This is a genomic window from Streptomyces lincolnensis, from assembly GCF_021173675.1.
GTDB classification, from domain to species: domain Bacteria; phylum Actinomycetota; class Actinomycetes; order Streptomycetales; family Streptomycetaceae; genus Streptomyces; species Streptomyces lincolnensis_B.
The window spans coordinates 406459-432501 of record NZ_JAIHON010000001.1 but is presented as its reverse complement, the minus strand read 5'-3'; the positions used below and the strand labels follow the sequence as shown (position 1 = coordinate 432501).

Sequence of the window (26043 nt, the reverse complement as noted above, 5' to 3'; positions counted from 1 at the left end):
CGGAAACCGGCCCACCTCCGGATGCTTCCGCGCACGGCTGGCTCCTCCCGCTCACCACGTGACAAAAGACGCATCGCGACGCTAGAGAGACACGGGTGACGCGTCAACGCGCCATGCGTGAACTCGGCCTGAAGTCGACCGGAATCGACGGCCAGCGCGCCTGTGGTGCGCGCGGCGGGGTGAGTGTCACGCTGGGCATATGAAGATCCCTTTTCTGGGCAACCGGAGCGAGAAACCCGGCACCCCCGACCCCGAGGGCATCGCCGAACTCCTCTCCGAGTGCGAGCTACTGCGCTCCCAGGCGTCCCGGGAGGGCGTCCAACTCGACGACACGGCGGCTTCGTTGGAGGCTCTGGATCAACTGGTGCCGCGCTGGCGGGACGACGAGGAGGTACTGCACTGGCTGGGCAACGACGCCGGGCTCTACCTCGGCACGGTCCTCGTGCGGACCGTTCCCGGTGCCGGCTGGGATCTGAGACCGGACGGCCAGCCCGTGATCCGGCTCGCCTCCGGGCGCGAGTTCGACGTCGTGACCTCCGGCCACGAGTGGGCCGCGAGCGGGGTACCGGAGCTCTCCCAGCTGTACGCCGAAGTCGCCGAGGAGTGAAACCCTGGCCCACAGTGCGACGTAAATACGGCTAATGCCCGAAAGGTGCGTGTCGTCCCTTAACTCCGATCTTGCCCGGATAGTTTGCGGCACCTACGACACAGCTGAGAGTGGGTAGGGCTGGGCATGGCCGTCGATCCGTTGATCGAGCTGCGGGACGTGAACAAGTACTACGGGGAGTTGCATGTCCTTCAGGACATCAACCTCACCGTCGGCAAGGGGGAGGTGGTCGTGGTCATCGGCCCTTCGGGGTCGGGGAAGTCGACGCTGTGCAGGACGATCAACCGACTGGAGACCATCCACTCCGGTTCCATCACGCTCGACGGACAGCCGCTGCCGGAGGAGGGCCGGGCCCTCGCCGGGCTCCGTGCCGAGGTCGGCATGGTCTTCCAGTCCTTCAACCTGTTCGCCCACAAGACGGTCCTCCAGAACGTCTCGCTCGCGCAGGTCAAGGTCCGCAAGTACAAGAAGGAGCGGGCCGACCGGCGCTCCCGCGAACTCCTGGACCGGGTGGGCCTCGCCGACCAGGCGGACAAGTACCCGGCGCAGCTCTCCGGCGGCCAGCAGCAGCGGGTGGCCATCGCCCGCGCGCTCGCCATGGAGCCCAAGGCGCTGCTGTTCGACGAGCCGACCTCGGCCCTCGACCCGGAGATGATCAACGAGGTGCTGGAGGTCATGCAGCAACTCGCCCGTGACGGCATGACCATGGTCGTCGTCACCCACGAGATGGGCTTCGCCCGGTCGGCCGCCAACCGCGTGGTGTTCATGTCCGACGGCCGCATCGTCGAGGACCGCACCCCCGAGGGGTTCTTCACCGATCCGCGCAGCGAACGCGCCAAGGACTTCCTCTCCAAGATCCTCAAGCACTGAGCGGGGGAGACGAACCGTGTTCCGTGGCCTCGACTACGATGTGGCGTTCATCCCCATGGCCGAATCAGGGACGCTGCTGCCGGGTGGGGGTCCCCCCACGGCCCCTGGACCGTAAGGGGGGTGGCAGTTCACAGAGCCATACCCGCCCGGCGCCGGCCGGAGATCACTGCTCGCGCAGCGGGATCGACACGTACGACGGGTCGTTCGCCGGTGAGGAGAAGGTCAGCTGCGCGCCGGACGGGTTGTGCTCGACATAGAGCGGGTCGACCGTGTCGACCACCAGGGCCAGTCGGTGCCCTGCCGGGACGTCGTACGCCGTGGAGAACAGCTCCAGGTCGATGTCGAACGGCTTCCCGGGCGTCCGCCCGTGGAAGGTGTACGGCGCGTTGGAGACCAGCTTTCCGAGGCCGAGCGGCCCCACGTCGTAGAGGTAGGCGACGAGGGTGCCGCTCTCCTTGGTCGGGGTGAGGGTGGTGTGCAACTTCGCGGTGCCGCGCACCTGTTGGGCGGCCGGGTACTTCCCCGACTGCCACACGGCGGCCCAGCGGCGGGGGAGCAGGGGGATCGAGGCGACCGGGGGCAGCTGCGCGACCTGGTCGAGGATGCTGGACAGGAAGACGACCCCGCCGTTGGCGCCGGAGTCGACGTTGGCGCGGATCGTCCTCGTGCCCGCGAGGGCGATCTTCCTACGGGTCTCGCCGACCGACTTCCAGTCCGGATAGCCCTCGTAGCCGCCCGTGGAACGGGACTTGAGCCGGACCGGCAGCTCGCGATCGATGCCGTTGTCCGCGCCCTTGAGGTAGTGGTCGAACCAGCGCTCGGTGTCGGTCCACACGTCGTTGGGCAGGCCGAACAGACCGGTCAGCTCGGCGGTCGCGTGGTCGCCGGGACGGAACTCCAGCCGCTTCGGGCCGGTCAGCTTCTCGTAGAAGTCCGCGTACTGGTTGGGCGGGAAGATCGTGTCGCCCCAGGCGTTGGCCATCATGACCGCGGTGTCGTTCTTGTTCAGCTGGTCCACGTATGTGGCGGCCGAACGTTTCTTCCCCCACTCGATCATGACGTGTTCCTTCGCCAGGTTCGAGGCGTAGAAGTCGTCGAAGATCTGCCGGAGTTCGGCGCTCTGACGGCCGGTGACCAGGCTCGCGCCGTCCAGCAGACCGGCGGCCTGGACGTGCTGGGTGCGGCCCGAGTAGATCGAGTCGATCAGGTCGGCCCAGCCGCTGAGGGCGGCGACCGCCTTGACCCGGCTGTCCTTGGCCGCGGTGAGCAGACTGATGCCGGCGCCGTACGAGACGCCCGCCATGCCCACCTTGCGCGCGTCGGCCGGGGTGTGCGCGAGCGCCCAGTCGATGACCTTGGAGGCGTCGGCCGTGTCGGGCGGGCCCGCGACTTCTATCTCGCCGCCCGACTGCCAGAAGCCGCGCACGTTGTAACTGACCACGACGTAGCCGGAGTTCGCCAGCTGCTGGGCCTGCGCGAGGTACTCGACCTGGGGCAGGCCCCAGCTCGTGGGGAGCACGAGCAGCGGGTAGCGGCGGGTGCCGTCGGCGTCGGCCGGCGTCAGGACGTTCGCCTTCAGAACGGTGCCGCCGTCGCCGGCGATGTCCACGAAGCGGATGCCGGGCGCCGCGGCCGCGGTGGAGGTGCCCGTGAGGACGCCACCGGCGATCAGCGTCGCCGAGACGGCGCCCACGGCGGTCGTACGCAGGGCCTTGCGAGGGTGTCCCACGGGTCACTCCCTACTCGTGTAAGTGCAAAGTGACCAGACGGTAACCTCGCCCTCTTACCGCAGGTAACCCGTCGGTAGGTTACGTGGGAGTAACGATTGCCGAAATGTGCTGGAACTCAGGTGGCGCGGTGGGAGTTGCGTGGAGCCGCGGGTGCCGGCAGCGGTGCCTGTGCCTCCCGGGTGACGTCCGCGACGAGTTCGACGACATCGGGGCCGTAGGCCTGCGAGTTGACGACCTTCAGCAGCAGGACGAAGGAGTTGTTGCCGTGCTTGCGGGCCAGCCGTTCGTGGTTGCGGGCGAGGTAGCGGGTCGCGCCCTGGTTGGTGATCGCGCGCTGGCCGCAGAACAGGAAGACGGGCCGGGTCAGCCCCGGTTGCCCGGCCGTGAGCCGGGCCAGCAGCACGTACTCGACCAGGCCGGGCTCCATGCGGTAGCGCTCGCTGCCGACCTGGAAGGCCAGCCGGTCCGGGCCCGGATCGGGGTCGGTGTTCACCCGCACACCGGGCAGCATGGCGTGCATATGGGCGGCCATGCGCCGGTTCGACCCCGGACCGCCCATGCAGAACTCCGTCCGCTCGCCGAAGCCCTGCCGCGCCTGGTCCTGGGTGACCACCTCGGCGTGCGCGCCGCAGTCCTTGATGAGCGCGGCGAGTTCCAGGAGCGCGAACACGTCGAAGCGGTGCACCGCGAGATCGGGGCTGCCCGCGTCGCGGTTGACGACGAGCAGCGACTCGGAGTTGTCGGGCAGCCCGAAGAAGGCCTGCTTGCGGCGGAGCTTCCGCTTCCACAGGTAGGTCCGGGCGAGCCAGCCGAGCGCCGCGCTGATACCGGCGGCCACGACACCCAGAACGATGTTGCGCACGTCGTCATTCATGGGCGCGCATGCTAGCGGGCCGACGCGACTGGTACGTACCGGTGTTCGATGTGTGGCGTTCGTGCGACACCTGGCCCGATGGGGGCTGTCAGGGCCCCGGCGATGTGGTTACGCTGCGCGGACGGTCCTGGACTGGAGGTACGCATGCGTCGCCCTGTCGCGCGGAAACTCTCGGTACTGGCGGTCTCGGCCGCCGTGGTGTCGGTGGGGGCGGCGGCGCCACCCGCCGAGCGGAGCACACCCGCGAAAACCCCGGTGGCCGTCGGCTACGGCGGTGCCGTCGCCAGTGTCGACCCGGACGCCTCCGCCGCCGGCATCGAGGTCCTGAAGAAGGGCGGCAACGCCGTCGACGCGGCCGTCGCCACGGCCGCCGCGCTCGGCGTCACCGAGCCGTACTCCTCCGGCATCGGCGGAGGCGGCTACTTCGTCTACTACGACGCCAAGTCCCGTACGGTGCACACGATCGACGGCCGGGAGACGGCACCGCTGACGGCCGGCTCCGACCTGTTCCTGGAGAACGGCAAGCCGCTCGCCTTCGCCGACGCCGTGAGCAGCGGTCTGAGCGTCGGCACACCGGGCACGCCCGCCACCTGGGCCACGGCCCTCGGCAAGTGGGGCAGCAGATCGCTCGGCAGCGTCCTGAAGCCCGCCGAGCGGATCGCCCGGGACGGGTTCGTCGTCGACGACACCTTCCGCTCGCAGACGGCGTCGAACGAGACCCGGTTCCGGTACTTCCCCGACACCGCGAAGCTGTTCCTCCCCGGTGGACAGCTGCCGGTCGTCGGCTCGACCTTCAAGAACCCCGATCTCGCCCGCACCTACGCCGAGTTGGCCCGGAAGGGCGTCGGCACGCTCTACCACGGCGACCTCGGCGACGACATCGTGGACACCGTGAACAAGCCGCCGGTGGACCCGGCTTCGGGATGGAACGCCCGCCCCGGCGACCTCACCGAGAAGGACCTCGCCGCCTACCGCGCCAAGCTCCAGAAGCCGACGAAGACCTCCTACCGCGGGCTCGGCGTCTACTCCATCGCGCCCTCCTCCTCCGGCGGCACGACGGTCGGCGAGGCCCTCAACATCCTGGAGAACACCGACCTGTCCAAGGCGAGCGACGTCCAGTACCTGCACCGCTTCATCGAGGCCAGCAGGGTCGCGTTCGCGGACCGGGGGCGGTGGGTCGGGGACCCGGCCTTCGAGGACGTACCGACGAAGGAGCTGCTGTCACAGCGGTACGCCGACTCGCGGGCCTGCCTCATCAAGGACGACGCGGTGCTCACCAGTCCGGTGGCGCCGGGGGATCCGCGTCACCCCGCGGACTGCTCCAGCGGCGGGACGGCGGCTCCCACGACGTACGAAGGGGAGAACACCACGCATCTGACGGCGGCCGACAAGTGGGGGAACGTCGTCTCCTACACGCTGACCATCGAGCAGACCGGTGGCAGCGGGATCACCGTGCCGGGGCGTGGGTTCATCCTCAACAACGAACTGACGGACTTCTCCTTCGCTCCGGCCAATCCGGCCGTGCACGACCCGAACCTGCCGGGGCCGGGGAAGCGGCCGCGGTCCTCCATCGCGCCGACGATCGTTCTGGACCAGCACGGCCGGCCTGTGGTGGCGGTGGGGTCACCGGGTGGGGCGACCATCATCACGACCGTGTTGCAGGTGCTGACCGGGTTCCTTGATCGTGGGTTGCCGTTGGTGGACGCGATTGCTGCTCCGCGGGCGAGTCAGAGGAACGCGGCGCAGACCGAGCTGGAACCGGGGTTGTACAACGGTGGGTTGAGGGCTCGGTTGGAGGCGATCGGGCACGTGTTCCGGCTTAACCCTGAGATCGGGGCGGCTACCGGTGTGCAGCGGTTGCCTGGGGGGAAGTGGCTGGCGGCGGCTGAGACTGTGCGGCGGGGTGGGGGGTCTGCGCAAGTGGTGTACCCCGCGCCGTAGTTGTCTTCAGGTGCGTGGGGGCTGGTCGCGCAGTTCCCCGCGCCCCTGAAGAGGCGCTCCGGCGGGCCGGAATGACAAGTGGCCCTCATTCACGTCCACCATCACCGTGCTGCCCTCCTTGATCGTGCCGTTGAGGAGCAGGCGGGAGAGTTGGTTGTCCACCTCCCTCTGGATGGTGCGGCGTAGGGGGCGGGCGCCGTATTCGGGCTGGTAGCCGTGTTCGGCGAGCCAGTCGACGGCGGTGTCGGTGAAGTCGAGGGTGATGCCCTGGGCTTGGGTGAGGCGGCGGGTGTTCTCCAACAACAGGGTGGTGATCTCGCGTAGTTGATCGCCCGTCAGCTGGCGGAACACGACGATCTCGTCGATGCGGTTGAGGAACTCGGGGCGGAAGTGCTCGCGCAGGGGGCGCAGGATCTGCTCGCGGCGGGCCTCCTCGTCGGCCTCGGCGCCGCCCGCGCCGAAGCCGATGCCGGCGCCGCGTCGGGTGATGGCCTCGGAGCCGAGGTTGCTGGTCATGACGATGACCGTGTTGGTGAAGTCGACCGTGCGGCCCTGGGAGTCGGTGAGGCGGCCGTCGTCGAGGACCTGGAGGAGGATGTTGAAGACGTCAGGGTGGGCCTTCTCCACCTCGTCCAGCAGCAGCAGTGAGTACGGGTGGCGGCGGACGACCTCGGTGAGCTGGCCCGCCTCCTCGTGGCCGACATAGCCGGGCGGGGCGCCGACCAGGCGGCTGACGGTGTGGCGCTCCTGGTACTCGCTCATGTCGAGGCGGACCATGCGCTCCTCGCTGCCGAACAGGGACTCGGCAAGGGCTCGGGCCAGCTCGGTCTTGCCGACGCCGGTCGGGCCGAGGAACAGGAAGCTGCCGATCGGTCGGTCCGGGCTGGCGAGCCCGGCGCGGGAGCGCAGGACGGCGTCCGCGACGACCCGTACGGCCTCGTCCTGGCCGACGACCCGCTCGTGCAGGTGCTGCTCCAGGCCGAGCAGGCGGTCCTTCTCCTCCTCGGTGAGGCTGCTGACCGGGATGCCGGTCTGCCGGGAGACGACCTCCGCGACCGCCTCGGCGGTGACCTCCAGGTGCTGGCCCTCGTCGGCCTCGTCGTCGCCGGCGGCCTCGGCGATGCGCTGCTTCAACTCGCCGATGCGGTCCCGCAGTTGTGTGGCCTGCTCGTACCGCTCGTCGGCGACGGCCTGGTCCTTGTCCCGGACGAGCTGCTCGACCTCGCGCTCCAACGCCCGTACGTCGGTGCCCTTGGTGCGGGCGCGCAGCCGTACCCGGGCGCCCGCCTGGTCGATGAGGTCGATCGCCTTGTCCGGCAGCCGGCGGTCGGTGAGGTAGCGGTCGGACAGCTCGACGGCGGCCACCAGCGCCTCGTCGCTGTAGCGGACCTGGTGGTGGGCCTCGTAGCGGTCGCTCAGGCCGCGCAGGATCTCCAGCGCGTCCGCGGTGGTGGGCTCCGGGACCAGGATCGGCTGGAAACGGCGGGCCAGCGCCGCGTCCTTCTCGATCCGGCGGAACTCCTCCAGCGTCGTCGCGCCCACGATGTGCAACTCACCGCGGGCCAGGGCCGGCTTGAGGATGTTCCCGGCGTCCAGGGAACCGGCCTCGCCGCCGCCTCCGGCGCCGACGACGGTGTGCAGCTCGTCGATGAAGACGATCAACTCCTCGGAGTGGGAGCGGATTTCCCCGACGATGGTGTTCAGCCGTTCCTCGAAGTCACCCCGGTAGCGGGTGCCCGCGACCACGCCCGTCAGATCCAGGGCGACGACCCGCCGCCCGGCCAGGACGTCCGGGATGTCGTTCTCGGAGATGCGCTGGGCCAGGCCCTCCACGACGGCGGTCTTGCCCACGCCCGCGTCCCCGATGAGCACCGGGTTGTTCTTGCCGCGCCGGGAGAGCACCTCGATGGTCTGCTCGATCACGTCGTCCCGTCCGATCACCGGGTCGATACGGCCCTGGCGGGCGAGGTCCGTGAGATCGCGGCCGTACTTGTCGAGCGTGGGGGTGCCGGTGTCGCGCGGGCGCTCGGGGCGGGACTGCGGGGCGTCCGGCGCCGCCTCCGGGGGCAGGCCCGCGGGGGCGAACCGGGCCGAGTTGAGGATGTGCCCGGCCGCCGAGTCGGGGTTCGAGGCCAGCGCGGTGAGCACGTGCTCGGGGCCGATGTAGCCGGCGCCGCGGGACCGCGCCAGGTCGTGTGCGTCCAGCAGGGCGCGCTTGGCGGCCGGGGTCAGGGAGAGCGAGGTCGGCGGCGGTGCCTCGCCCGGCGGGTGCTGGACCGGGCCGGAGCGCTCGTCGATCTCGGTGGCCAGCGAGTCCGGATCCGCGCCGGCGCGGCTGAGCAGACTCCGGGTCGGCTCGGCGGCCAGTGCGGCCCGCAGCAGATGCTGGGTGTCCAGGTCCCGGCTGCCGTGCTCGGCGGCGTACTGGGCGGCACCCCGCACCAGCTCCCTCGCGGGCTGGCTGAGCAGCCTGCCGATGTCGATCCGGCGGGGACCTGTGCGCGGTCCGCCGAAGAAGCGGGCGAGGAATTCGCCGAAGGCGTCGTAGCCCTCCGGTCCGGTGAAGCCGCTGGTCATGGCGTTCCCATCCGGCGTCCCTGCGGGGCCTGGGACGCCCTCGCTGATCGACGTGCCGGGGTCGGGTAACCCGGGTGGGAGCCGGTTACACCTGGGGCGCGCGTTCGTAGAACACCTTCGCACGAACGGGGGGTGCGGGCACCTTCAGCGGTGCCCGCGGCTCAGCGCGCGGCTCAGCGTGCGGTCAGGATCCGCGGCCCCGAGTCCGTGATGGCCACCGTGTGCTCGACATGGGCCGCGCGGGAGCCGTCGTTCGTCTTCAGGGTCCAGCCGTCCGGGGCCTCGTGGTAGCCGTCCTTGCCGCTGCCGATGAGCATGGGCTCGATAGCGAGGACCATGCCGTGCCGCAGCGGCATGCCACGCCTGGGGCGGCCCTCGTTCGGCACCGGCGGGTCCTCGTGCATACGCCGGCCGATGCCGTGGCCGCCGAAGCCGTCGGGGATGCCGTAGCCGCCGTTCCGGCAGACCGTTCCGATCGCGTGGGCGATGTCCCCGATGCGGTTGCCCACGACGGCCGCCTCGATGCCCGCCGCCAGTGCCCGTTCGGCGGTCTCGATCAGCCGCAGGTCGGCCGGGCGGGGCGTGCCGACGACGAAGCTCATCGCCGAGTCGCCCGCCCAGCCGCCCAGTTGGGCACCGCAGTCGATCGAGACGAGGTCGCCGTCGCGCAGCCGGTAGCCGGTCGGGATGCCGTGCACGATCGCGTCGTTCACGGAGGCGCAGATCACCGCGGGGAAGGGCGTGGGCGCGAACGAGGGCCGGTAGCCGAGGAAGGGCGACGTCGCGTCCGCCTCCCGCAGCACCTCGCGCGCCACCTCGTCCAGCTCCAGCAGGGAAACGCCGACGTCGGCGGCCTTGTGCACGGCCGTCAGGGCGCGCCCGACGACCTGGCCCGCCTCGTACATGGCGTCGATCGATGTGTCTGTCTTCAGCTCCACCATGCCAATTACTATACCGGTATTAGAATGGTGTCATGGTGCGCACCCCTCTCACTCCTGAAGAACGCGAACGCGGCGAGCGGCTCGGGCTGTTGCTGCGTGAAGCCCGCGCCGGCCGCAGCATGACGGAGGTCGCGGCCGTCGCCGGTGTCTCCCCCGAGACGCTGCGGAAGATCGAGACCGGCCGGGCCCCGACGCCGGCCTTCTTCACGGTCGCCGCGTTGGCGCGGGCCCTCGGCCTGTCCATGGACGAACTGGCCGGACTGTGTGCGCCGGTGCCCGCGTGAGGGGCGCGCGGGGCGGCTGACGCTCAGTGGCCGGGCGTGTGTGATGAGATACCTGCACTGCTGCGGAAAACTCCCCGTAGCAGTCCCGTAACACGGCTGGTGTTGCCTACGGACCGGAGTGTTCCGGTCGGGCGGGAGCTGGGCGATGGCTGTGGGTCAACTCCCGGGTCGGGTGAGGGAGTTCGCGAACTACCTGAACGGACTGCTGGCGCGCCTGGACCAGGGCTGCGGCTGGTGCGGGGTGTTCTGGCAGCGCGACCCCGACGGCATGCGGGCCTGCCTCGACGGTGCCGAGATACCGCCCTGGGACGTGGTGGAGGCGCTCCTCCAGGACCTCGCGGCGGAGCACGGCCAGGCCCTCGCCGCCACCGAGGCGGAACGCGCCCGCGTCCTGCACGCCGACGCGCTCCTCGCCCACGACGCCCGGCCCGGCGGCCGGGACGCCCTCGGTGACCGGTTCGACGTCATGCTCCGCGAGCAGCGCTACGCCGCCGAACGGCAGGCGGAACTCGGACGGTTGCTCGCCTCCGCCGCCACCCGCGAGGAGGCCGACGCCCTCCGTCTCGACCTCGCCTGGGCCCGCGACGACCACGAACGCGCGACCCGCCGCTGCGCCGAACTCCGTTCCCGCATGGCCGAGTTGGACCGCCGCGCGACCGGTGGCCCGGTCCGGGAGATGCCCCGCAGTCGAACCGATGTTCGTGCCGGTCGGCCGTTCCGTATCGACGGGGGTTATCAACCGGCAGCCGAGGGGCGTGCGGACGGTGGTGACCCGGGCGCGGGGGGAGCGTTCGGGGCGCGGCCGGATGCCGGGGGCTTTCAAGGGGCGCGCGCGGACTCGGACACGAGCGAAGCGTTCGGGGCGCGTCCCGGCGCGGACGGTTTGCGGGGGGCCGGCACGGCCCCGGACGCGCGTGACTCGTTCGGGACGCGATCGGACGTCGAGTCCTTCCGCGGGGGCCACACGGACCCGGACCAGGACGGCGCGTTCGGTGCGCGACCGGACGCGGAGAGGGCTCATGGGACCCGCGCGCACCCGGGCGACTCCTTCGGGGCGGGCACGGAGGAACCGGGTGTCTTCGGGACGTCCTCGGGCCAAGGCCGCTGGGAGACCGGCGGCTCCCACGAGGGCAGCGGCGCGTACGGCCCCGCTTCCCGCGGTGCTGCTCAGGACGGCGGATTCCCCGTCATGCCGCAGCAGCGCGCCGCCCGGCCGGAGGCCGACGCGGAGTACACGCCTCAGGCCCCCGACCGCCACCACCTGGCTCCGGGCCCTGACACGCGGGCCCCGGAAGGCCCCCTGCGCGACGAGTACGCCCCTCGCGCGCCCGCCTCGCACGACGACCGGCCGGCCCCGGCGCCGCAGCCACAGGACAACGCCCTCGGCACCCACCGGTCGGCCTCCACGGCCCAACCGGAGGAAGACCCCGCATACGGCCGGTACACCGCAGCCCCACAAGCCCCCACCCCCACCCCTCACCAGGCACCCCCCACCGCCCCACCGCCTGAGGCCCCCGCACCGACCGCCAAGCAGCGCAAGCGTCGCCGCGGCGGGGCCCGGTTCGCCGGGATGGTGGAGGAGGAGGCCGCACCGGTCGTCGTACCCCCGACCGCCGTGCCGGAGCTGCCGACGGCGCCCGCGGTCAGCGGGCGGCGGCTGCGCGGGGCCCGGTTCGCCGGGGCCGCGGAGGCCGGGCGGGAGGCGGCGGGGACGCCGGAACCGGCGCCCGAGCCGTTGGACGCGGAGGCCCGGCGGGAGACCGTCCGGACCGTCGAGCGGCTGGTGCGGCTGCGGCGGGAGGGCCGCAGCGGTGAGGCGCACGAGCTGCTGGCCGAGATCGCGCACTGGCCGGCCGCCCGCTACCCGCTGCTCGCCGTGGAGCTCCACCGGGCCGGGCTCGGCGCCGACTGGGCGACGCTCCTGTGGGAGGCCGGTTCCCTGCCCGCGGACGGACTCGTCGCCGCCGCCGACGCGCTGAGGGAGGCGGGACGCGGCCCCGACGGGGAGCAGATCCTGCGGCAGGGGGTGGCCCGGCCGGCCGTGGAGATCGGCCGGGCGGTCCTGGCGATGACCGGCGACGGCCGCCACCGCGAGGCCCGCGCCCTGCTCGACGCCTACGTCCGCGTCCGCACCCCGGAGGAGGCCGCGCGCAGCGCCGAGCCCGATCCGCGCACGCTCGTACCGCTGCTCGTGGCGGCCGCGCGGGGCGTCTCGGACGAGCGCCACTGGGACCTGGTCCACGCCCTCCGTGTCGCCGGACATTCCGCCTGACATCCGCCTGACAGGCTCCCGACAAAGCTGGTCATCGGCCCGGTCGCTCACCCACAGGGGTGTGAAACGTGATCGACTCAGCGGGTTAACGACGATGGTCTTGGCAAGGCCGCCGAGGAGGCTTACGTTCGTGCCTCTACGGCCTTCGTCTACGGGCGTAGAGGCTCTGGCGTCCCGTCGAAGGAGCAGCTCATGGCCAACGTCGTACGCGCCGCTCTGGTCCAGGCCACCTGGACCGGCGACACCGAGTCCATGGTGGCGAAACACGAGGAGCACGCCCGCGAGGCGGCCCGGCAGGGTGCGAGGATCATCGGGTTCCAGGAGGTCTTCAACGCCCCCTACTTCTGTCAGGTCCAGGAGCCGGAGCACTACCGCTGGGCCGAACCGGTGCCCGACGGGCCGACCACCCGTCGTATGCAGGAACTCGCGCGCGAGACCGGCATGGTGATCGTCGTCCCGGTCTTCGAGGTCGAGCAGTCCGGCTTCTACTACAACACCGCGGCCGTGATCGACGTCGACGGCACCTACCTCGGCAAGTACCGCAAGCACCACATCCCCCAGGTCAAGGGCTTCTGGGAGAAGTACTACTTCAAACCGGGCAACGTCGGCTGGCCGGTCTTCGACACCGCCGTGGGCAAGGTCGGCGTCTACATCTGCTACGACCGCCACTTCCCGGAGGGCTGGCGCCAACTCGGCCTGAACGGCGCTCAGTTGGTGTACAACCCGTCCGCCACCCACCGCGGCCTGTCCTCCTACCTCTGGCAGCTGGAACAGCCGGCCGCCGCCGTCGCCAACGAGTACTTCGTCGCCGCGATCAACCGGGTCGGCATCGAGGAGTACGGCGACAACGACTTCTACGGGACCTCGTACTTCGTCGACCCGCGCGGCCGGTTCGTCGGCGAGACCGCCGGCGACAAGGCGGAGGAACTCGTCGTCCGCGACCTGGACTTCGACCTGATCGAAGAGGTCCGGCAGCAGTGGGCCTTCTACCGCGACCGCCGTCCCGACGCCTACGAAGGGCTGGTACAGCCGTGACCAAGGACCTGCTGGGCCGCCACCGGGCCGTCCTGCCCGACTGGCTCGCCCTCTACTACGAGGACCCCCTGGAGATCACGCACGGCGAGGGCCGGTACGTCTGGGACGCCGAGGGCACCAAGTACCTCGACTTCTTCGGCGGCATCCTCACCACGATGACCGCGCACTCGCTGCCCGAGGTGACGAAGGCGGTGAGCGAGCAGGCCGGGCGGATCATCCACTCCTCGACCCTGTACCTGAACCGCCCGATGGTCGAACTCGCCGAGCGGATCGCCCAGTTGAGCGGCATCCCGGACGCCCGGGTCTTCTTCACCACCTCGGGCACGGAGGCCAACGACACGGCCCTGCTGCTGGCGACGACCTATCGCCGCAGCAACACGATCCTGGCGATGCGCAACAGCTACCACGGCCGCTCCTTCAGCGCGGTCGGCATCACCGGCAACCGCGGCTGGTCGCCCACCTCGCTCTCCCCGCTCCAGACGCTCTACGTCCACGGCGGCGTGCGCACCCGCGGCCCGTACGCCTCTCTCGGTGACGACGACTTCATCGCGGCCTGCGTCGAGGACCTGAAGGACCTGCTCGGCCACACCCGCCCGCCCGCGGCCCTGATCGCCGAACCGATCCAGGGCGTCGGCGGGTTCACCTCACCGCCGGACGGCCTGTACGCGGCCTTCCGCGAGGTGCTGGACGAGCACGGCATCCTGTGGATCGCCGACGAGGTGCAGACCGGCTGGGGCCGCACCGGCGAGCACTTCTGGGGCTGGCAGGCCCACGACCGCAACGGCCCGCCGGACATCCTCACCTTCGCCAAGGGCATCGGCAACGGCATGTCCATCGGCGGGGTCGTGGCGCGCGGCGAGATCATGAACTGCCTGGACGCCAACAGCATCTCGACGTTCGGCGGCACCCAGATCACCATGGCGGCCGGCCTCGCCAACCTCACCTACCTGCTGGAACACGACCTCCAGGGCAACGCCCGGCGCGTCGGCGGACTGCTCATCGAGCGGTTGCGGGCGGTCGCCGCGCAGACCCCGGGGGTACGGGAGGTGCGCGGCCGGGGACTCATGATCGGCATCGAGCTGGTCAAACCCGGCACGGACCAGGCCGACCCGGATGCCGCGAGCGCCGTACTCGAAGCGGCCCGCGCGGGCGGGCTGCTCATCGGCAAGGGCGGCGGCCACAACACCAGCGCCCTGCGCCTCGCCCCGCCCCTGTCCCTCACGGTCGCGGAGGCCGAGGAGGGCGCCGCGATCCTGGAGAGCGCTCTGAGGAGCATCCACTAGCAACGACCAGAGCAAGGGAAACACCGCCATGGCCACCATCCCGGAGACCTGGGAGCCGGTCGCACCGGTCCTGTCGGTCCGTCAGGTCCTCGCCCTGGAGCGGGTCCTCGCGGGGGAACCCGAGGTGGTGGCCGGAGCCGGCCAGCTCGACCGTCCGGTGCGCTGGGTGCACGTCGCCGAGGCCCCGGACGTCGGAGTGATGCTCAGCGGCGGCGAGATGGTGCTCACCACCGGCGTGCTCCTCGCCGGCGACCCGGGCAAGCAGGCCGAGTACATCCAGTCCCTGCACCGCGCGGAGGCCGCGGCCGTCGTCCTCGGGCTCGGCCGCGCCTTCCCGGCCCCGCCGGAGGTGATGCGCCGGGCGGCCGAGCGGTGCGGGCTGCCCATGGTCGTCCTGCACCGGCCGTTCCCCTTCGCCGAGCTGACCGAGGAGGTGCAGGCCCGGCTGGTGCGGCGCAAGTTCGCCGCCGTGAGCATGTCCGAGGCGGTCCGCACCGCCCTGACCGCACTCATCACCGCGGGCGCCCCGCTGCAGCATCTGCTCGACGAGATCGCCCACCACAGCGCCTGCCCCGTCGTCGTCACCAACCTCGCCCACCGCGTGCTGGCCACGGCCGGGGAGCGGCCCGCCGTCGACGACGTACTGCGCGACTGGGAACGCATCGCCCGCCAGGCCGGCGGCAGCGAGGGCGACGGCTGGATCCGCGCCGAACTCGGCGGGCGCGGGGAGCGGTGGGGCCGGATCCTGCTGTGCGGCTACCGCGGCGACACCGCCACCGGGCGGCTGCTCGCCGACCGCGCCGCCGAGGCGCTCGTGCTGCACCGCATGCTCGGCGGCACCTCCGCCCACACCTGGGAGGAACAGTCCGCGCAGAGCCTGCTGACCGACCTGGTCAGCGGAGTCGTACCGGCACGGCAGCTGCTGCCGCGCGCGCGGGCGGCGGGACTTCCGGTCAACCGGCGCACCTTCGTCCCGCTGGTCGTACGGGACGCGGATCCGGCCGAACTCGACCGGGTCCTACGGCTGTTGGGCCTGCCCGGGCTCGTGGCCGAACTCGCCGACGGCGCCACCGCCGTGCTGTTGAGCCTGGCCAGGGACCAGGACGCCGCGGTGCTCACGGCGAACTTCGCGGCGCGCGTGCGCTCCGAGGCCGCGCGGACCGTCGTGGCCTCGGCCGACCCGCGGATCCTCTGGGAGGACGTCCCCGCCGGCCTGCGCGAGGCCCAGCACGTCGCCGACGCGGTGGCGGACTCCTCGGCCGTGCTGGAGCTCCCCGCCGTCGTCCGCCTCAAGGACGTCCATCTGCGCGGGCTGATCCGGCTGCTGCGCGACGACCCGCAGGTGCAGTCCTTCGCGGAGCGCGAACTGGACGGGCTGCTGTGCGGGGCGGGGGAGGACCTGCTCGCCGTCCTGCGGACCTATCTGGCCACCGGACGCAACAAGTCCCGTACCGCCCAGCTCCACCACGTCTCGCGACCGGCGCTCTACCGCCGCCTGGAGGCGATACAGACCCGGCTCGGGGTCGACCTCGACGACTTCGAGCAGGCCGCGTCCGTGCACATCGCGCTCCTGGCGCACGACGCGCAACAACGCTGAAACCTGCCACGACCTGGGAAAACGGCGGTGAAACATGGGCTCTCGACAGCGTGACACCGTGCCACGCCCGACCCCCGCAGACGTGACACCGTGCAACTCAAAGCAGGCTTTCGGACTTCCTAGGCTCCTCGCACACCGAGCGACCGGAGGTCCCGATGAGCACAGTGATCCGTGCCGCCCTCTTCCAGACCGCCTGGACGGGCGACAAGGAATCGATGATCCGGGTGCACGAGCAGGCCGCTCGCGACGCGGCCGCGCAGGGCGCCCAAGTCCTGTGCTTCCAGGAGCTGTTCTACGGACCGTACTTCTGCCAGGTCCAGGACAAGGCGTTCTACGAGTACGCCGAGCGGATCCCCGACGGCCCGATCGTCCAGCGCTTCCAGGCGCTGGCCGAGGAGCTGGGCCTCGTCCTGATCCTGCCGATGTACGAGGAGGAGCAGCCCGGCGTCCTCTACAACACGGCGGCCGTGATCGACGCCGACGGCACCTACCTCGGCAAGTACCGCAAGCACCACATCCCCCAGGTGCCGGGCTTCTGGGAGAAGTTCTACTTCCGCCCCGGCAACAGCGGCTGGCCGGTCTTCGACACCAAGGTCGGGAAGATCGGTGTCTACATCTGCTACGACCGCCACTTCCCGGAGGGCTGGCGGGCGCTGGGTCTCGAGGGCGCCGAGATCGTCTTCAACCCCTCGGCCACCTCGCGCGGCCTGTCCGGCTACCTGTGGCAGCTGGAACAGCCGGCGGCGGCCGTCGCCAACGAGTACTTCGTCGGCGCGATCAACCGGGTCGGGGTCGAGGAGTACGGCGACAACGACTTCTACGGGACCTCGTACTTCGTGGACCCGGAGGCCCAGTTCGTCGGCGAGGTGGCCGGCGACAAGGAGACCGAACTGGTCGTGCGCGACCTGGACCTGGCCAAGCTCCGCGAGGTCCGCGACCGCTGGCAGTTCTACCGCGACCGCCGCCCGGACGCGTACGGCCCGCTGACGGCGCCGTAAGACCGACGGTGACCTCGCGCCCCTCGGGGGCGCGGGGCAGCGCCGACATGCGGCTACCGCCGCGTGGGCGCGAGCAGCCCCCGACAACCGGCACTTTCACGAATACCGAACGGAGCGTGAACCCATGACCGGCCGCACCCTCATCCGCGGCGGTCTCGTCATCACCGCGTCCGACGAGATCCACGCCGACGTCCTGATCGAGGACGGCAAGGTCGCCGCCCTCGCCGCGAGCGGCACCCCCGCCGCCGAGGCCTGGACGGCGGAGCGTGTCCTCGACGCCACCGGGAAGTACGTGATCCCGGGCGGCGTCGACGGCCACACCCACATGGAGCTGCCCTTCGGCGGCACCTTCGCCTCCGACACCTTCGAGACCGGCACCCGGGCCGCGGCCTGGGGCGGCACCACGACGATCGTCGACTTCGCGGTGCAGAGCGTCGGCCGCAGCCTGCGCGAGGGCCTGGACGCCTGGCACGCCAAGGCCGAGGGCAACTGCGCGATCGACTACGCCTTCCACATGATCGTCGCCGACGTGAACGACGACACGCTCAAGGAGATGGACCTGCTGGTCGAGGAGGGAGTCACCTCCTTCAAGCAGTTCATGGCCTACCCCGGTGTCTTCTACAGCGACGACGGCCAGATCCTGCGCGCCATGCAGCGCTCCGCCGAGAACGGCGCGCTGGCCATGATGCACGCGGAGAACGGCATCGCCATCGACGTCCTGGTCGAACAGGCCCTGGCCCGCGGCGAGACCGATCCGCGCTACCACGGCGAGGTCCGCAAGTCGCTCCTGGAGGCCGAGGCCACCCACCGGGCGATCAAGCTCGCGCAGGTCGCGGGCGCCCCCCTGTACGTCGTGCACGTCTCGGCCATGGAGGCAGTGGCCGAGCTGGCGCGGGCGCGCGACGAGGGGCTCAACGTCTTCGGGGAGACCTGCCCGCAGTATCTGTTCCTGTCGACGGACAACATGGCCGAGCCCGACTTCGAGGGCGCCAAGTACGTCTGCTCGACCCCGCTGCGGCCCCGGGAGCACCAGGCCAAGCTGTGGCAGGGACTCAGGACCAACGACCTCCAGGTCGTCTCCACCGACCACTGCCCCTTCTGCTTCGTGGGCCAGAAGGATCTCGGCCGCGGCGACTTCTCCAAGATTCCCAACGGTCTGCCGGGCGTGGAGAACCGCATGGACCTGCTCCACCAGGCGGTCGTCGACGGACAGCTCACCCGCCGCCGCTGGATCGAGATCGCCTGCGCCACCCCGGCCCGGATGTTCGGCATGTACCCGAAGAAGGGCACCATCGCCCCGGGCGCCGACGCGGACATCGTCATCTACGACCCGAACGCCGAGCAGGTCCTGTCCGTCGAGACCCATCACATGAACGTCGACTACTCGGCGTACGAGGGCAAGCGCGTCACCGGCCGCGTGGAGACCGTTCTCTCACGCGGCGAACTCGTCATCACCGAGCGGGAGTACACCGGGCACGCCGGTCAGGGCGCGTACGTGGCCCGCTCCACCTGTCAGTACCTCACCTAGGAGTGGCGCCCATGGACTTCGGACTCGTTCTCCAGACCGACCCGCCGGCCTCGAAGGTCGTCAGCCTGATGAAGCGGGCCGAACGCAACGGCTTCACCTACGGCTGGACCTTCGACTCCGCCGTGCTCTGGCAGGAGCCGTTCGTCATCTACAGCCAGATCCTGGCCAACACCTCGCAGCTGAAGGTCGGCCCGATGGTCACCAACCCGGGCACCCGCACCTGGGAGGTCACCGCCTCCACCTTCGCCACCCTCAACGACATGTTCGGCAACCGCACGGTCTGCGGCATCGGCCGCGGCGACTCCGCGATGCGCGTCGCGGGCCGCACGCCCAACACGCTGGCGCGCATCAGCGAGGCCATGAAGGTCATCCGCGCGCTCGGCTCGGGGCAGGAGGCCGACCTCGGCGGCACGGTCGTGCGGTTCCCCTGGATCAAGGAGGACGCCGAACTGCCCGTCTGGATGGCCGCGTACGGCCCCAAGGCACTGAAGATGACCGGCGAGGAGGCCGACGGGTTCATCCTCCAGCTCGCCGACCTGTACCTCACCGAGTACATGGTGAAGGCGGTCAAGGACGCCGCCGTCGCCGCCGGGCGCGATCCGTCGGAGGTGAAGATCTGCGTGGCGGCCCCCGCGTACGTCACCGAGGACGACTCGCCCGAGGCGCTCGCCCACGCGCGCGAGCAGTGCCGCTGGTTCGGCGGCATGGTCGGCAACCACGTGGCCGACCTGGTCTCGAAGTACGGCGAGCACTCCGCCGCCGTACCCGACGAACTCACCGACTACATCAAGGCCCGTGAGGGGTACGACTACTCCCACCACGGGCGCAGCGGCAACCCCGACACCCAGTTCGTGCCCGACGAGATCGTGGACCGGTTCTGCCTCATCGGGCCGGTCGAGAAGCACATCGAGAAGCTGAACGCGTTGCGCGAACTGGGCGTGGACCAGTTCGCCGTGTACGACATGCACGACGCCCAGGAAGCCGTCATCGACGCCTACGGCTCGAAGGTCATCCCCGCCGTCAACGGCTGACCGTCCCCGCGACCCCCCACACCTTGCCGCCTCCCTTCCCGCCGTCCCGGGAAGGGAGGTACCGAGGCCCCCGCACGGCCTGTCCCCTCCCATTCTGATCGATTGGCCTGCTCATGACCGAAACAGTCCCCACGGGGTCGCCGATACCGCAGTCCGCCGACGTCTCCGGCCGGATCGAACTCAGCCCCGAGGCCTTCCCCGCCGACAGTCCCTTCGCCAACGAGGACCTGCGTCCCGTACCGGTCTCCGAGCGCAAGTGGACGACGTACAACTTCGCGGCGCTGTGGATCTCCATGGCCCACTGCATCCCCAGCTGGACCCTGGCCTCCGGCCTGGTCGCGCTCGGGATGGACTGGAAGCAGGCCGTCTTCACCATCGCCCTGGCCAACATCATCGTGCTGCTGCCGATGCTGGCCACCGGGCACGCCGGACCCAAGTACGGCATCCCCTTCCCGGTCCTGGCCCGCGCCTCCTTCGGTCTGCGCGGCGCCAACATCCCGGCGCTCATCCGGGCCGCCGTGGCCTGCGGCTGGTTCGGCATCCAGACCTGGATCGGCGGCAGCGGCATCTTCGCGCTGGGCTCCAAGCTGACCGGCGGGCACTGGGAGAACGCGGGGCAGATCGCCGGCAACCCGTGGCCGCTGTGGCTGTGCTTCCTGCTCTTCTGGGCGTTGCAGATCGCCATCATCTGGCGCGGCATGGACTTCCTGCGGCACTTCGAGAACTGGGCGGCGCCCTTCGTGATCGTCGGCGCCCTGGTGCTGCTGGTCTGGATCGCCGTCAAGGCGGACGGCTTCGGCGCGCTCCTCGACCAGCCCTCGAAGCTCGGCTGGGGACCCGACTTCTGGCCGGTCTTCTTCCCGTCCCTCATGGGAATGATCGGCTTTTGGGCGACCCTCTCGTTGAACATTCCCGACTTCACCCGGTTCGGGGCCAGCCAGAAGGCGCAGACCTGGGGTCAGTCCCTCGGCCTGCCCACGACCATGACGCTCTTCGCGATCCTCGCCGTGCTGGTCACCTCCGGTTCCGAGGTCGTCTACGGCACGGCGATCTGGGACCCGGTGGAGCTGGCGGCCAAGACGGACAACGCCTTCGGACTGCTCTTCGCGCTCGTCGTCGTGCTGGTCGCCACCGTCTCCGTGAACATCGCGGCGAACGTCGTCTCCCCGGCCTACGACCTGGCCAACCTGGCCCCGAAGCTCATCAACTTCCGTACGGGCGCGCTGATCACGGGTGTCGTCGGCATCCTGATCTTCCCGTGGGAGCTGATCTCCACGCCCGAGTTCTACATCTTCACCTGGCTCGGCGTGGTCGGCGGTCTGCTCGGCACGGTCGCGGGCATCCTCATCGCCGACTACTGGATCGTCCGCCGCACGGTCCTGCACCTCGCGGACCTGTACACGCCCGGCGGGCGCTACTGGTACACCAACGGCTGGAACTGGCGGGCCATCGCCGCCTTCGTGGTCGGCGGTCTCCTCGCGGTCGGCGGGTCCTACTCGGGCGTGGGCGCCGACGGCACGAAGACCGGGCCGTTCCCGACGGACGGACTCATCCCGTTCCTCAAGCCGCTGGCCGACTACGGCTGGGCAGTGGGCCTGGCCGCGTCCCTGGCGCTGTACGTCGCGCTGATGCTGCCGAAGGGCAGGGACCAGGAGGGCATCGCGGCCTGACGGGCCGTGCGGTGGCGGTACTGGAGGACGGTCAGCTCTTCGGGCCGTCCTCCAGTACCGCCACCGCCTCCTTGGCGGCCTTGATGGCGCCCTTGTTGATCTCGTCCGTACCGGGCGCCTTCTTCGACTCGAAGTCGCTGCCGTTGTACGTGATCGTCACCAGCGCGTTGGACACCAGGGCCACCACCACGCCCTCACGGGTCTCCTGCTTGTCCTCGGTGGTGAGGTTCACCACCGAGTACGCCGAGTCCCCGAGACCGGGCACGTCACCGCCGCCGCTCTTCTCGGTGACGGTCTCCTTGTAGGACTTCCGGGCCGATTCGTCGGACTCCATGATCTCGTAGGAGACGTCGAGCCAGCGGTAGTCGTACCCCTTGAGCGCGTTCCAGGAGCAGGTGCGGCGCAGCTTGGAGTCCGTCGAGCGGAGTTCCTTGCCGGCTGTCTTTGCCCCCGGTACCAGCGACTCGACCGTCTTCTTCGCCATGGCGGAGCAGGGTGCCGGAGCGGTGGCGTACGTCTTCGAGGCCGCCGCCGTCGCCGGGGCGGAGGCGGACCGGGGCCCGGTCGGCTGCTCGTCCTTGGGCCCTGCGGCCGAGGTGTCGGCCGGTCCGGAGGTCAGCGCCCATCCCGACACGGCGAGCACGACGACCGGCGACAGACGTGCGGTGAGGGCGAGCGGCAAGGAGAGAGGACGCACGGCGCACTTTTCGTGGGGGACGGTGCGGAGGTGGTCCGCACTGCGGACGGGACGACAGTGTCACACGAGTCCCTGTGGTGCGAAAGTGTCAACTCGCTCCGTACCCGGGCTGTCACTGTGCCCACTTGTCGGTGCGCCATGTGTCCGTGTATGTCCGGGTGATGGGACGGGGGAGGGCCGACTCGACACGGTCCACGGCGAGGAACGCGCCGTAGGCCACCAGGTGCACCAGACAGTGATCGGTGTGCTCCGGGCGCCGCCAGGCCGCCACGTCCTCGGCCGTGATCCGGTACGGCGCGAGCGCCGCGAGGAGCGCGAGACGGGCACCGGGACGCTCCCGGCGGTCCGGGAACCCGTCGAGGGTGAGCGGCGGATGGGTGCCGTCCCACTCCTGAAGGGTGTCCTCCACGAGGTCCGGCTCGTCGCCGTCGAGCAGGCCGGCGCCCGCCATGGCCGCCCTGAGCAGCGCCGCGTACGCCGGGCCGACGGCCGTGCCGGCCGCCCACGCGGGGGCCTCACCGGCGTCGGGAAGGTCCAGCAGCGCGAGGGCCGCGCCGGGCCGGGCGGGACGCCGTACCGTGCGGGCGAGGGTGCGGCCCGCAAGGCTGCGTACCGTCCGGAACCGCTGGGCGTTGCCCGGCAGCAGCCGCTCGGTGAGCAGGGCCGACACGATCCGGTTGATGAAGTGGAAGGCGAGCGCGGTGCCCAGATAGCCGGGCGCGTGCTCCCGCGGGAACGGATACGGCTCCAAGTCGGCGCCCGGCACGCGCGTGTGCCCTCCCCAGTCGAGCACACGCGCGTGCTCCTTGTTCTCCGGGCGCTCCCCGCGGGCGATGCGCTCGGCGAGCGCGTGGTCGCCGGTGGCGTGCAGCAGCACGGTGTGCGCGTCCACGCAGAACGGGCACTGGTTGGCACGCGACACCCCGAGCGCCGCGAGCTCCTTGCCGGTCCGGCCGCCGGGGCCCGCGATCAGCGACTCGCGCATCAACGCCCAGGTCGCGGCGAGGAGTTCGGGGGCCGAGGACAGGACGACGAAGGTGGCCGGCTCGGCGATGCCGAAGTCGCGGGCGATCTGGTCGTACACCTCGGCGACGCGACCGGTGGCCGACTTGGGCGGCAGGGGTTCGGTGAAGCGGAAGGAGGTGGAACGGGGTGCGGAACGGGGTGTGGAACGGAAGGGTGTGGACATGCACAGCAGCCTGCGTGTCCGGGGCGGGCGCGGTCGTCGTACGGCCGGAGACAGTCGGGGCTGCGCCGGCGGGCGGGCACCGGCGGCGGACTACTGCGGGGGGAGTAGGACGGGAGTTGTCCACAGGGCTGACGCGGGGGTCGGCGCCGGGAGCTAGCGTGCGTGCATGAGCGGACACGTGGTCGACCAGGTCGCACGCAGACGGTTCGCCGACGCGGCCCTCGCGGTCGTGGTCGGCGCCCTCGTCGTGACCACGGCCGCGTTCGACGGCGACACCACGGCCGTCGACCACGCACTGATCGTGCTGGGTTCGGCCGCCCTGGCCTTCTACCGCGCGGCACCCCTGGCGGTACTGGCCGTGGCGACGGCGACCGGCGCCGCGTACGTCCTGCACGCGCACCCGGGACCGATCGCCGCGCTGCCCGTCCTCGCCGCCATGCACACCGCCTCCCGCGTGGGACACCGGGGATGGGCGGCCGGGGCGGGCGGGGTGTACCTGGCGGCGTTCGTGGCGACGGACCCGACGAACGGGGAGGTGGCCGAGAGGGCGGCCCTGCTCGCGGGCTGGTTCCTGTGCGCGGTGGTGACGGGGCTGGCCGACCGCAACTGGCAGGCGTACCTGCGCCAGACCGAACAACGCGCCCTGGAGGCCGAACGCACCCGCGAGGAGGCGGCCCTGCGCCGCGCCGGGGAGGAACGTCTGCGCATAGCCCGGGAGTTGCACGACTCGCTCACCCACAGCATCTCCATCGTCAAGCTCCAGGCGGGCGTCGCGGTGCACCTGGCCCGCAAGCGAGGCGAGGAGGTGCCGCCCGCGCTGCTCGCCATCCAGGAGGCCGGTGGCGAGGCGATGCGCGAGCTGCGCGCCACGCTGGAGATCCTGCGCACCGACGAGCCGACCGGCGGCACGCCCGCGCTGCTGGTGGAGCGGGCGCGGGCGGCGGGCCTGGCCGTCGACCTGACCGTGACGGGCGAGGAACGGCCCCTGCCCGCCACCCTCGACCGCGCCGTGTACCGGATCGTCCAGGAGGCGCTGACGAACGCGGCACGGCACGCGGGCGGGGCGAAGGTCCGGGTCGAACTCGCCTACGGCGACGACGACGTGACGATCCGCGTGGACGACGACGGCACCGCCGACCCGGACCGCCCGCCGGAGCCCGGCATCGGCCTCACCGGCATGCGCGAACGCGTCACGGCCCTCGGCGGCGGCCTGCACACCGGCCCGCGTCCGGAGGGCGGCTTCTCGGTACGGGCGGAACTGCCGCTGGGGGAGACCGGATGATCACCGTGGCACTCGTGGACGACCAGGCGCTGATGCGCGCCGGGTTCCGGGCCCTGCTCGACGCCGAGGACGGCATCGAGGTGGTCGGGGAGGCGGCGGACGGGGAACGGGGCGTGGAGCTGGTGCGCGCGCTGGTGCCCGACATCGCGCTGATCGACGTCCAGATGCCGGTCATGACGGGCATCGAGGCGACCCGCCGGATCGCCGCCGACCCCGCCCTGGACGCCGTCCGGGTCGTGATCCTCACCAACTACGGCCTGGACGAGTACGTCTTCGAGGCGCTGCGGGCCGGCGCGAGCGGCTTCCTGCTGAAGGACACCGAGCCGGCCGACCTCCTCCAGGCCATCGAGGTCGTCGCACGCGGCGAGGCCCTGCTCTCCCCGTCGGTCACCCGCACCCTGATCGGCGAGTTCGTCTCCCGTCCCCCGGACCGGACCACCGCCCCCGGCCTGGAATGCCTCACCCGCCGCGAACGCGAGGTGACCGCGCTGGCGGCGCGGGGACTGACCAACGAGGAGATCGCCGCGCACATGGTCATCAGCCCCTTCACGGCCAAGACGCACATCAGCCGTGCCATGACCAAGCTCGGCGCCCGCGACCGGGCCCAACTGGTCGTCTTCGCCTACGAGTCGGGCCTGGTCACCGCACGCGGCAGCGGATAAGTCGTTGCCCGCCGCGGCCGGCGACGATCAGTCTGGGGCGATGACCGAGACGACACCACAGGTGCACGAGGAGATCCTCGCCTACTACTCCCGGGGCGAGGAGGACGCCCGTCTCAGAGAGGGCGGCGCCCCCGCCGGACGGCTGGAGTACTGGCGCACGCAGGACGTACTGCGGCGCTTACTGCCCCCGGCACCTGCCCGCGTGCTGGACGTCGGCGGCGGCAGCGGCATCCACGCCGCGTGGCTGGCCGAGGACGGACACGAGGTCGACCTCGTCGATCCCGTGCCGCTCCATGTCGAGCAGGCGTCCCGGCTGCCGGGGGTGACCGCGCGGCTCGGGGACGCCCGCGACCTGGCCGCCGCCGACGCCTCGTACGACGTGGTCCTGCTGCTCGGCCCGCTGTACCACCTGCCCGAACGGGCCGACCGGGTACGGGCGTTGGCCGAGGCGCACCGGGTGGTGCGGCCGGGCGGTCCGGTGGTCGCGGCCACCATCAACCGGTTCGCGCAACTGCACGACCTGTTGCGGGAGGAGCGGTACTTCGACCCGGGCCACCGCGAGCGGACCGACACCACCCTGACGGACGGCCGGCACCGCTACCACGAGGGCGGCCTGTTCACCCGGGCGTACTTCGCCCGACCGGACGAGGTGATCACCGAGTTCGGGGAAGCGGGACTCACCGTCGACGGCCAGTACGGCGTCGAGGGGGCCGCCTGGCTGATGGGCGGGATCGAGGACTGGCTGGACCACCCGGAGCGCCGGGAAGCCGTGCTGGCGGCGAGCCGGCACATCGAGTCCGAGCCGTCGCTGCTGGGAGTGAGCGGGCATCTGCTCACGGCGGGCGGGCGCCCGCGGTAGCCGTGTACGGCGCCGAGTGCGCCGAGCGTGTCGAGTGCCTCGTCGGCCGCGGGGCCGCGTACGGCCGTGGAGCGTTGGGTACGGCTGCGTACGATCATCCGATCGTCGTCGTGCTG

General features: G+C 71.2%; 21 protein-coding genes. 15 read left to right on the top strand and 6 right to left on the bottom strand.

The genetic code is table 11. From position 1 onward, the window contains the following. Positions 1-199: 199 nt before the first annotated feature. Both K4B79_RS01850 and K4B79_RS01845 read left to right on the top strand, forming a co-directional pair. Positions 200-607, top strand: a complete 408-nt coding sequence (locus tag K4B79_RS01850; RefSeq protein WP_232024372.1) for a DUF6278 family protein — start codon at positions 200-202, stop codon at positions 605-607. A 126-nt stretch (positions 608-733) separates the two neighbouring features. Further along, positions 734-1477 carry an amino acid ABC transporter ATP-binding protein gene (locus K4B79_RS01845; RefSeq protein ID WP_232024371.1) on the top strand — a complete coding sequence of 248 codons (744 nt, stop codon included), beginning with the start codon at positions 734-736 and terminating at the stop codon, positions 1475-1477. 163 nt (positions 1478-1640) lie between these two features. On the opposite strand, the gene K4B79_RS01840 is transcribed toward K4B79_RS01845, so the two are convergent. Together K4B79_RS01840 and K4B79_RS01835 are read right to left on the bottom strand one after the other, a co-directional pair. After that, positions 1641-3206 carry a CocE/NonD family hydrolase gene (locus K4B79_RS01840; protein ID WP_232024370.1) on the bottom strand — a complete coding sequence of 522 codons (1566 nt, stop codon included), beginning with the start codon at positions 3204-3206 and terminating at the stop codon, positions 1641-1643. 116 nt (positions 3207-3322) lie between these two features. Then, positions 3323-4081, bottom strand: coding sequence for a hypothetical protein (locus K4B79_RS01835; protein ID WP_232024369.1), 759 nt, complete (start codon positions 4079-4081; stop codon positions 3323-3325). A 144-nt stretch (positions 4082-4225) separates the two neighbouring features. On the opposite strand from K4B79_RS01835, the gene ggt reads away from it, so the two are divergent. Beyond that, positions 4226-6022, top strand: coding sequence for a gamma-glutamyltransferase (gene ggt / locus K4B79_RS01830; RefSeq protein ID WP_232024368.1), 1797 nt, complete (start codon positions 4226-4228; stop codon positions 6020-6022). Between the two features lie 6 nt (positions 6023-6028). Here the strand turns inward: ggt and K4B79_RS01825 are convergent, their stop codons facing one another. Then, positions 6029-8599 (bottom strand): ATP-dependent Clp protease ATP-binding subunit, encoded by a 2571-nt coding sequence (locus tag K4B79_RS01825; RefSeq protein WP_232024367.1) that lies wholly within the window; start codon positions 8597-8599, stop codon positions 6029-6031. 173 nt (positions 8600-8772) lie between these two features. Next, on the bottom strand, positions 8773-9540 hold the full coding sequence (map, locus tag K4B79_RS01820) for a type I methionyl aminopeptidase (RefSeq protein ID WP_232024366.1): 768 nt from the start codon (positions 9538-9540) through the stop codon (positions 8773-8775). 32 nt (positions 9541-9572) lie between these two features. On the opposite strand from map, the gene K4B79_RS01815 reads away from it, so the two are divergent. From K4B79_RS01815 to K4B79_RS01775, 9 genes are all read left to right on the top strand, one after another. After that, complete coding sequence (locus K4B79_RS01815) at positions 9573-9824, top strand: helix-turn-helix domain-containing protein (protein WP_232024365.1); 252 nt, start codon at positions 9573-9575, stop codon at positions 9822-9824. A gap of 145 nt (positions 9825-9969) precedes the next feature. Continuing rightward, on the top strand, positions 9970-12096 hold the full coding sequence (locus K4B79_RS01810; protein WP_232024364.1) for a hypothetical protein: 2127 nt from the start codon (positions 9970-9972) through the stop codon (positions 12094-12096). A 192-nt stretch (positions 12097-12288) separates the two neighbouring features. Further along, positions 12289-13131, top strand: a complete 843-nt coding sequence (locus K4B79_RS01805; protein WP_232024363.1) for a nitrilase-related carbon-nitrogen hydrolase — start codon at positions 12289-12291, stop codon at positions 13129-13131. Next, on the top strand, positions 13128-14414 hold the full coding sequence (locus K4B79_RS01800; RefSeq protein WP_232024362.1) for an aspartate aminotransferase family protein: 1287 nt from the start codon (positions 13128-13130) through the stop codon (positions 14412-14414). The genes K4B79_RS01805 and K4B79_RS01800 overlap by 4 nt, the downstream gene beginning before the upstream one ends. Before the next feature lie 28 nt (positions 14415-14442). Beyond that, positions 14443-16011 carry a PucR family transcriptional regulator gene (locus tag K4B79_RS01795; RefSeq protein ID WP_232024361.1) on the top strand — a complete coding sequence of 523 codons (1569 nt, stop codon included), beginning with the start codon at positions 14443-14445 and terminating at the stop codon, positions 16009-16011. Positions 16012-16166: 155 nt separating this feature from the next. After that, positions 16167-17009 (top strand): nitrilase-related carbon-nitrogen hydrolase, encoded by an 843-nt coding sequence (locus K4B79_RS01790; RefSeq protein WP_232024360.1) that lies wholly within the window; start codon positions 16167-16169, stop codon positions 17007-17009. A gap of 124 nt (positions 17010-17133) precedes the next feature. Then, positions 17134-18537: a dihydropyrimidinase gene (gene hydA, locus K4B79_RS01785; RefSeq protein WP_232024359.1), complete on the top strand. Its 1404-nt coding sequence runs from the start codon at positions 17134-17136 to the stop codon at positions 18535-18537. Between the two features lie 11 nt (positions 18538-18548). Continuing rightward, on the top strand, positions 18549-19568 hold the full coding sequence (locus K4B79_RS01780; protein ID WP_232024358.1) for a TIGR03842 family LLM class F420-dependent oxidoreductase: 1020 nt from the start codon (positions 18549-18551) through the stop codon (positions 19566-19568). A gap of 113 nt (positions 19569-19681) precedes the next feature. After that, the gene (locus tag K4B79_RS01775) at positions 19682-21238 is read left to right on the top strand and encodes an NCS1 family nucleobase:cation symporter-1 (protein ID WP_232024357.1); all 1557 of its coding nucleotides are present in this window, start codon (positions 19682-19684) and stop codon (positions 21236-21238) included. Positions 21239-21269: 31 nt separating this feature from the next. On the opposite strand, the gene K4B79_RS01770 is transcribed toward K4B79_RS01775, so the two are convergent. Further along, entirely contained in the window at positions 21270-21935 is a 666-nt protein-coding gene (locus K4B79_RS01770) for a hypothetical protein (RefSeq protein WP_232024356.1), read from the bottom strand. Positions 21936-22047: 112 nt separating this feature from the next. Then, positions 22048-23124: a carboxymuconolactone decarboxylase family protein gene (locus K4B79_RS01765; protein WP_232024355.1), complete on the bottom strand. Its 1077-nt coding sequence runs from the start codon at positions 23122-23124 to the stop codon at positions 22048-22050. Positions 23125-23290: 166 nt separating this feature from the next. On the opposite strand from K4B79_RS01765, the gene K4B79_RS01760 reads away from it, so the two are divergent. Genes K4B79_RS01760 through K4B79_RS01750 form a run of 3 tightly spaced genes read left to right on the top strand, consistent with a single transcriptional unit; the run spans position 23291 to position 25927 of the window. Continuing rightward, a complete protein-coding gene (locus tag K4B79_RS01760; protein WP_232024354.1) occupies positions 23291-24406 on the top strand; it encodes a sensor histidine kinase in 1116 nt (371 codons plus the stop codon). Further along, entirely contained in the window at positions 24403-25068 is a 666-nt protein-coding gene (locus tag K4B79_RS01755; RefSeq protein ID WP_232024353.1) for a response regulator, read from the top strand. The genes K4B79_RS01760 and K4B79_RS01755 overlap by 4 nt, the downstream gene beginning before the upstream one ends. 40 nt (positions 25069-25108) lie before the next feature. Continuing rightward, the gene (locus tag K4B79_RS01750; protein ID WP_232024352.1) at positions 25109-25927 is read left to right on the top strand and encodes a class I SAM-dependent methyltransferase; all 819 of its coding nucleotides are present in this window, start codon (positions 25109-25111) and stop codon (positions 25925-25927) included. Positions 25928-26043: the final 116 nt, after the last annotated feature.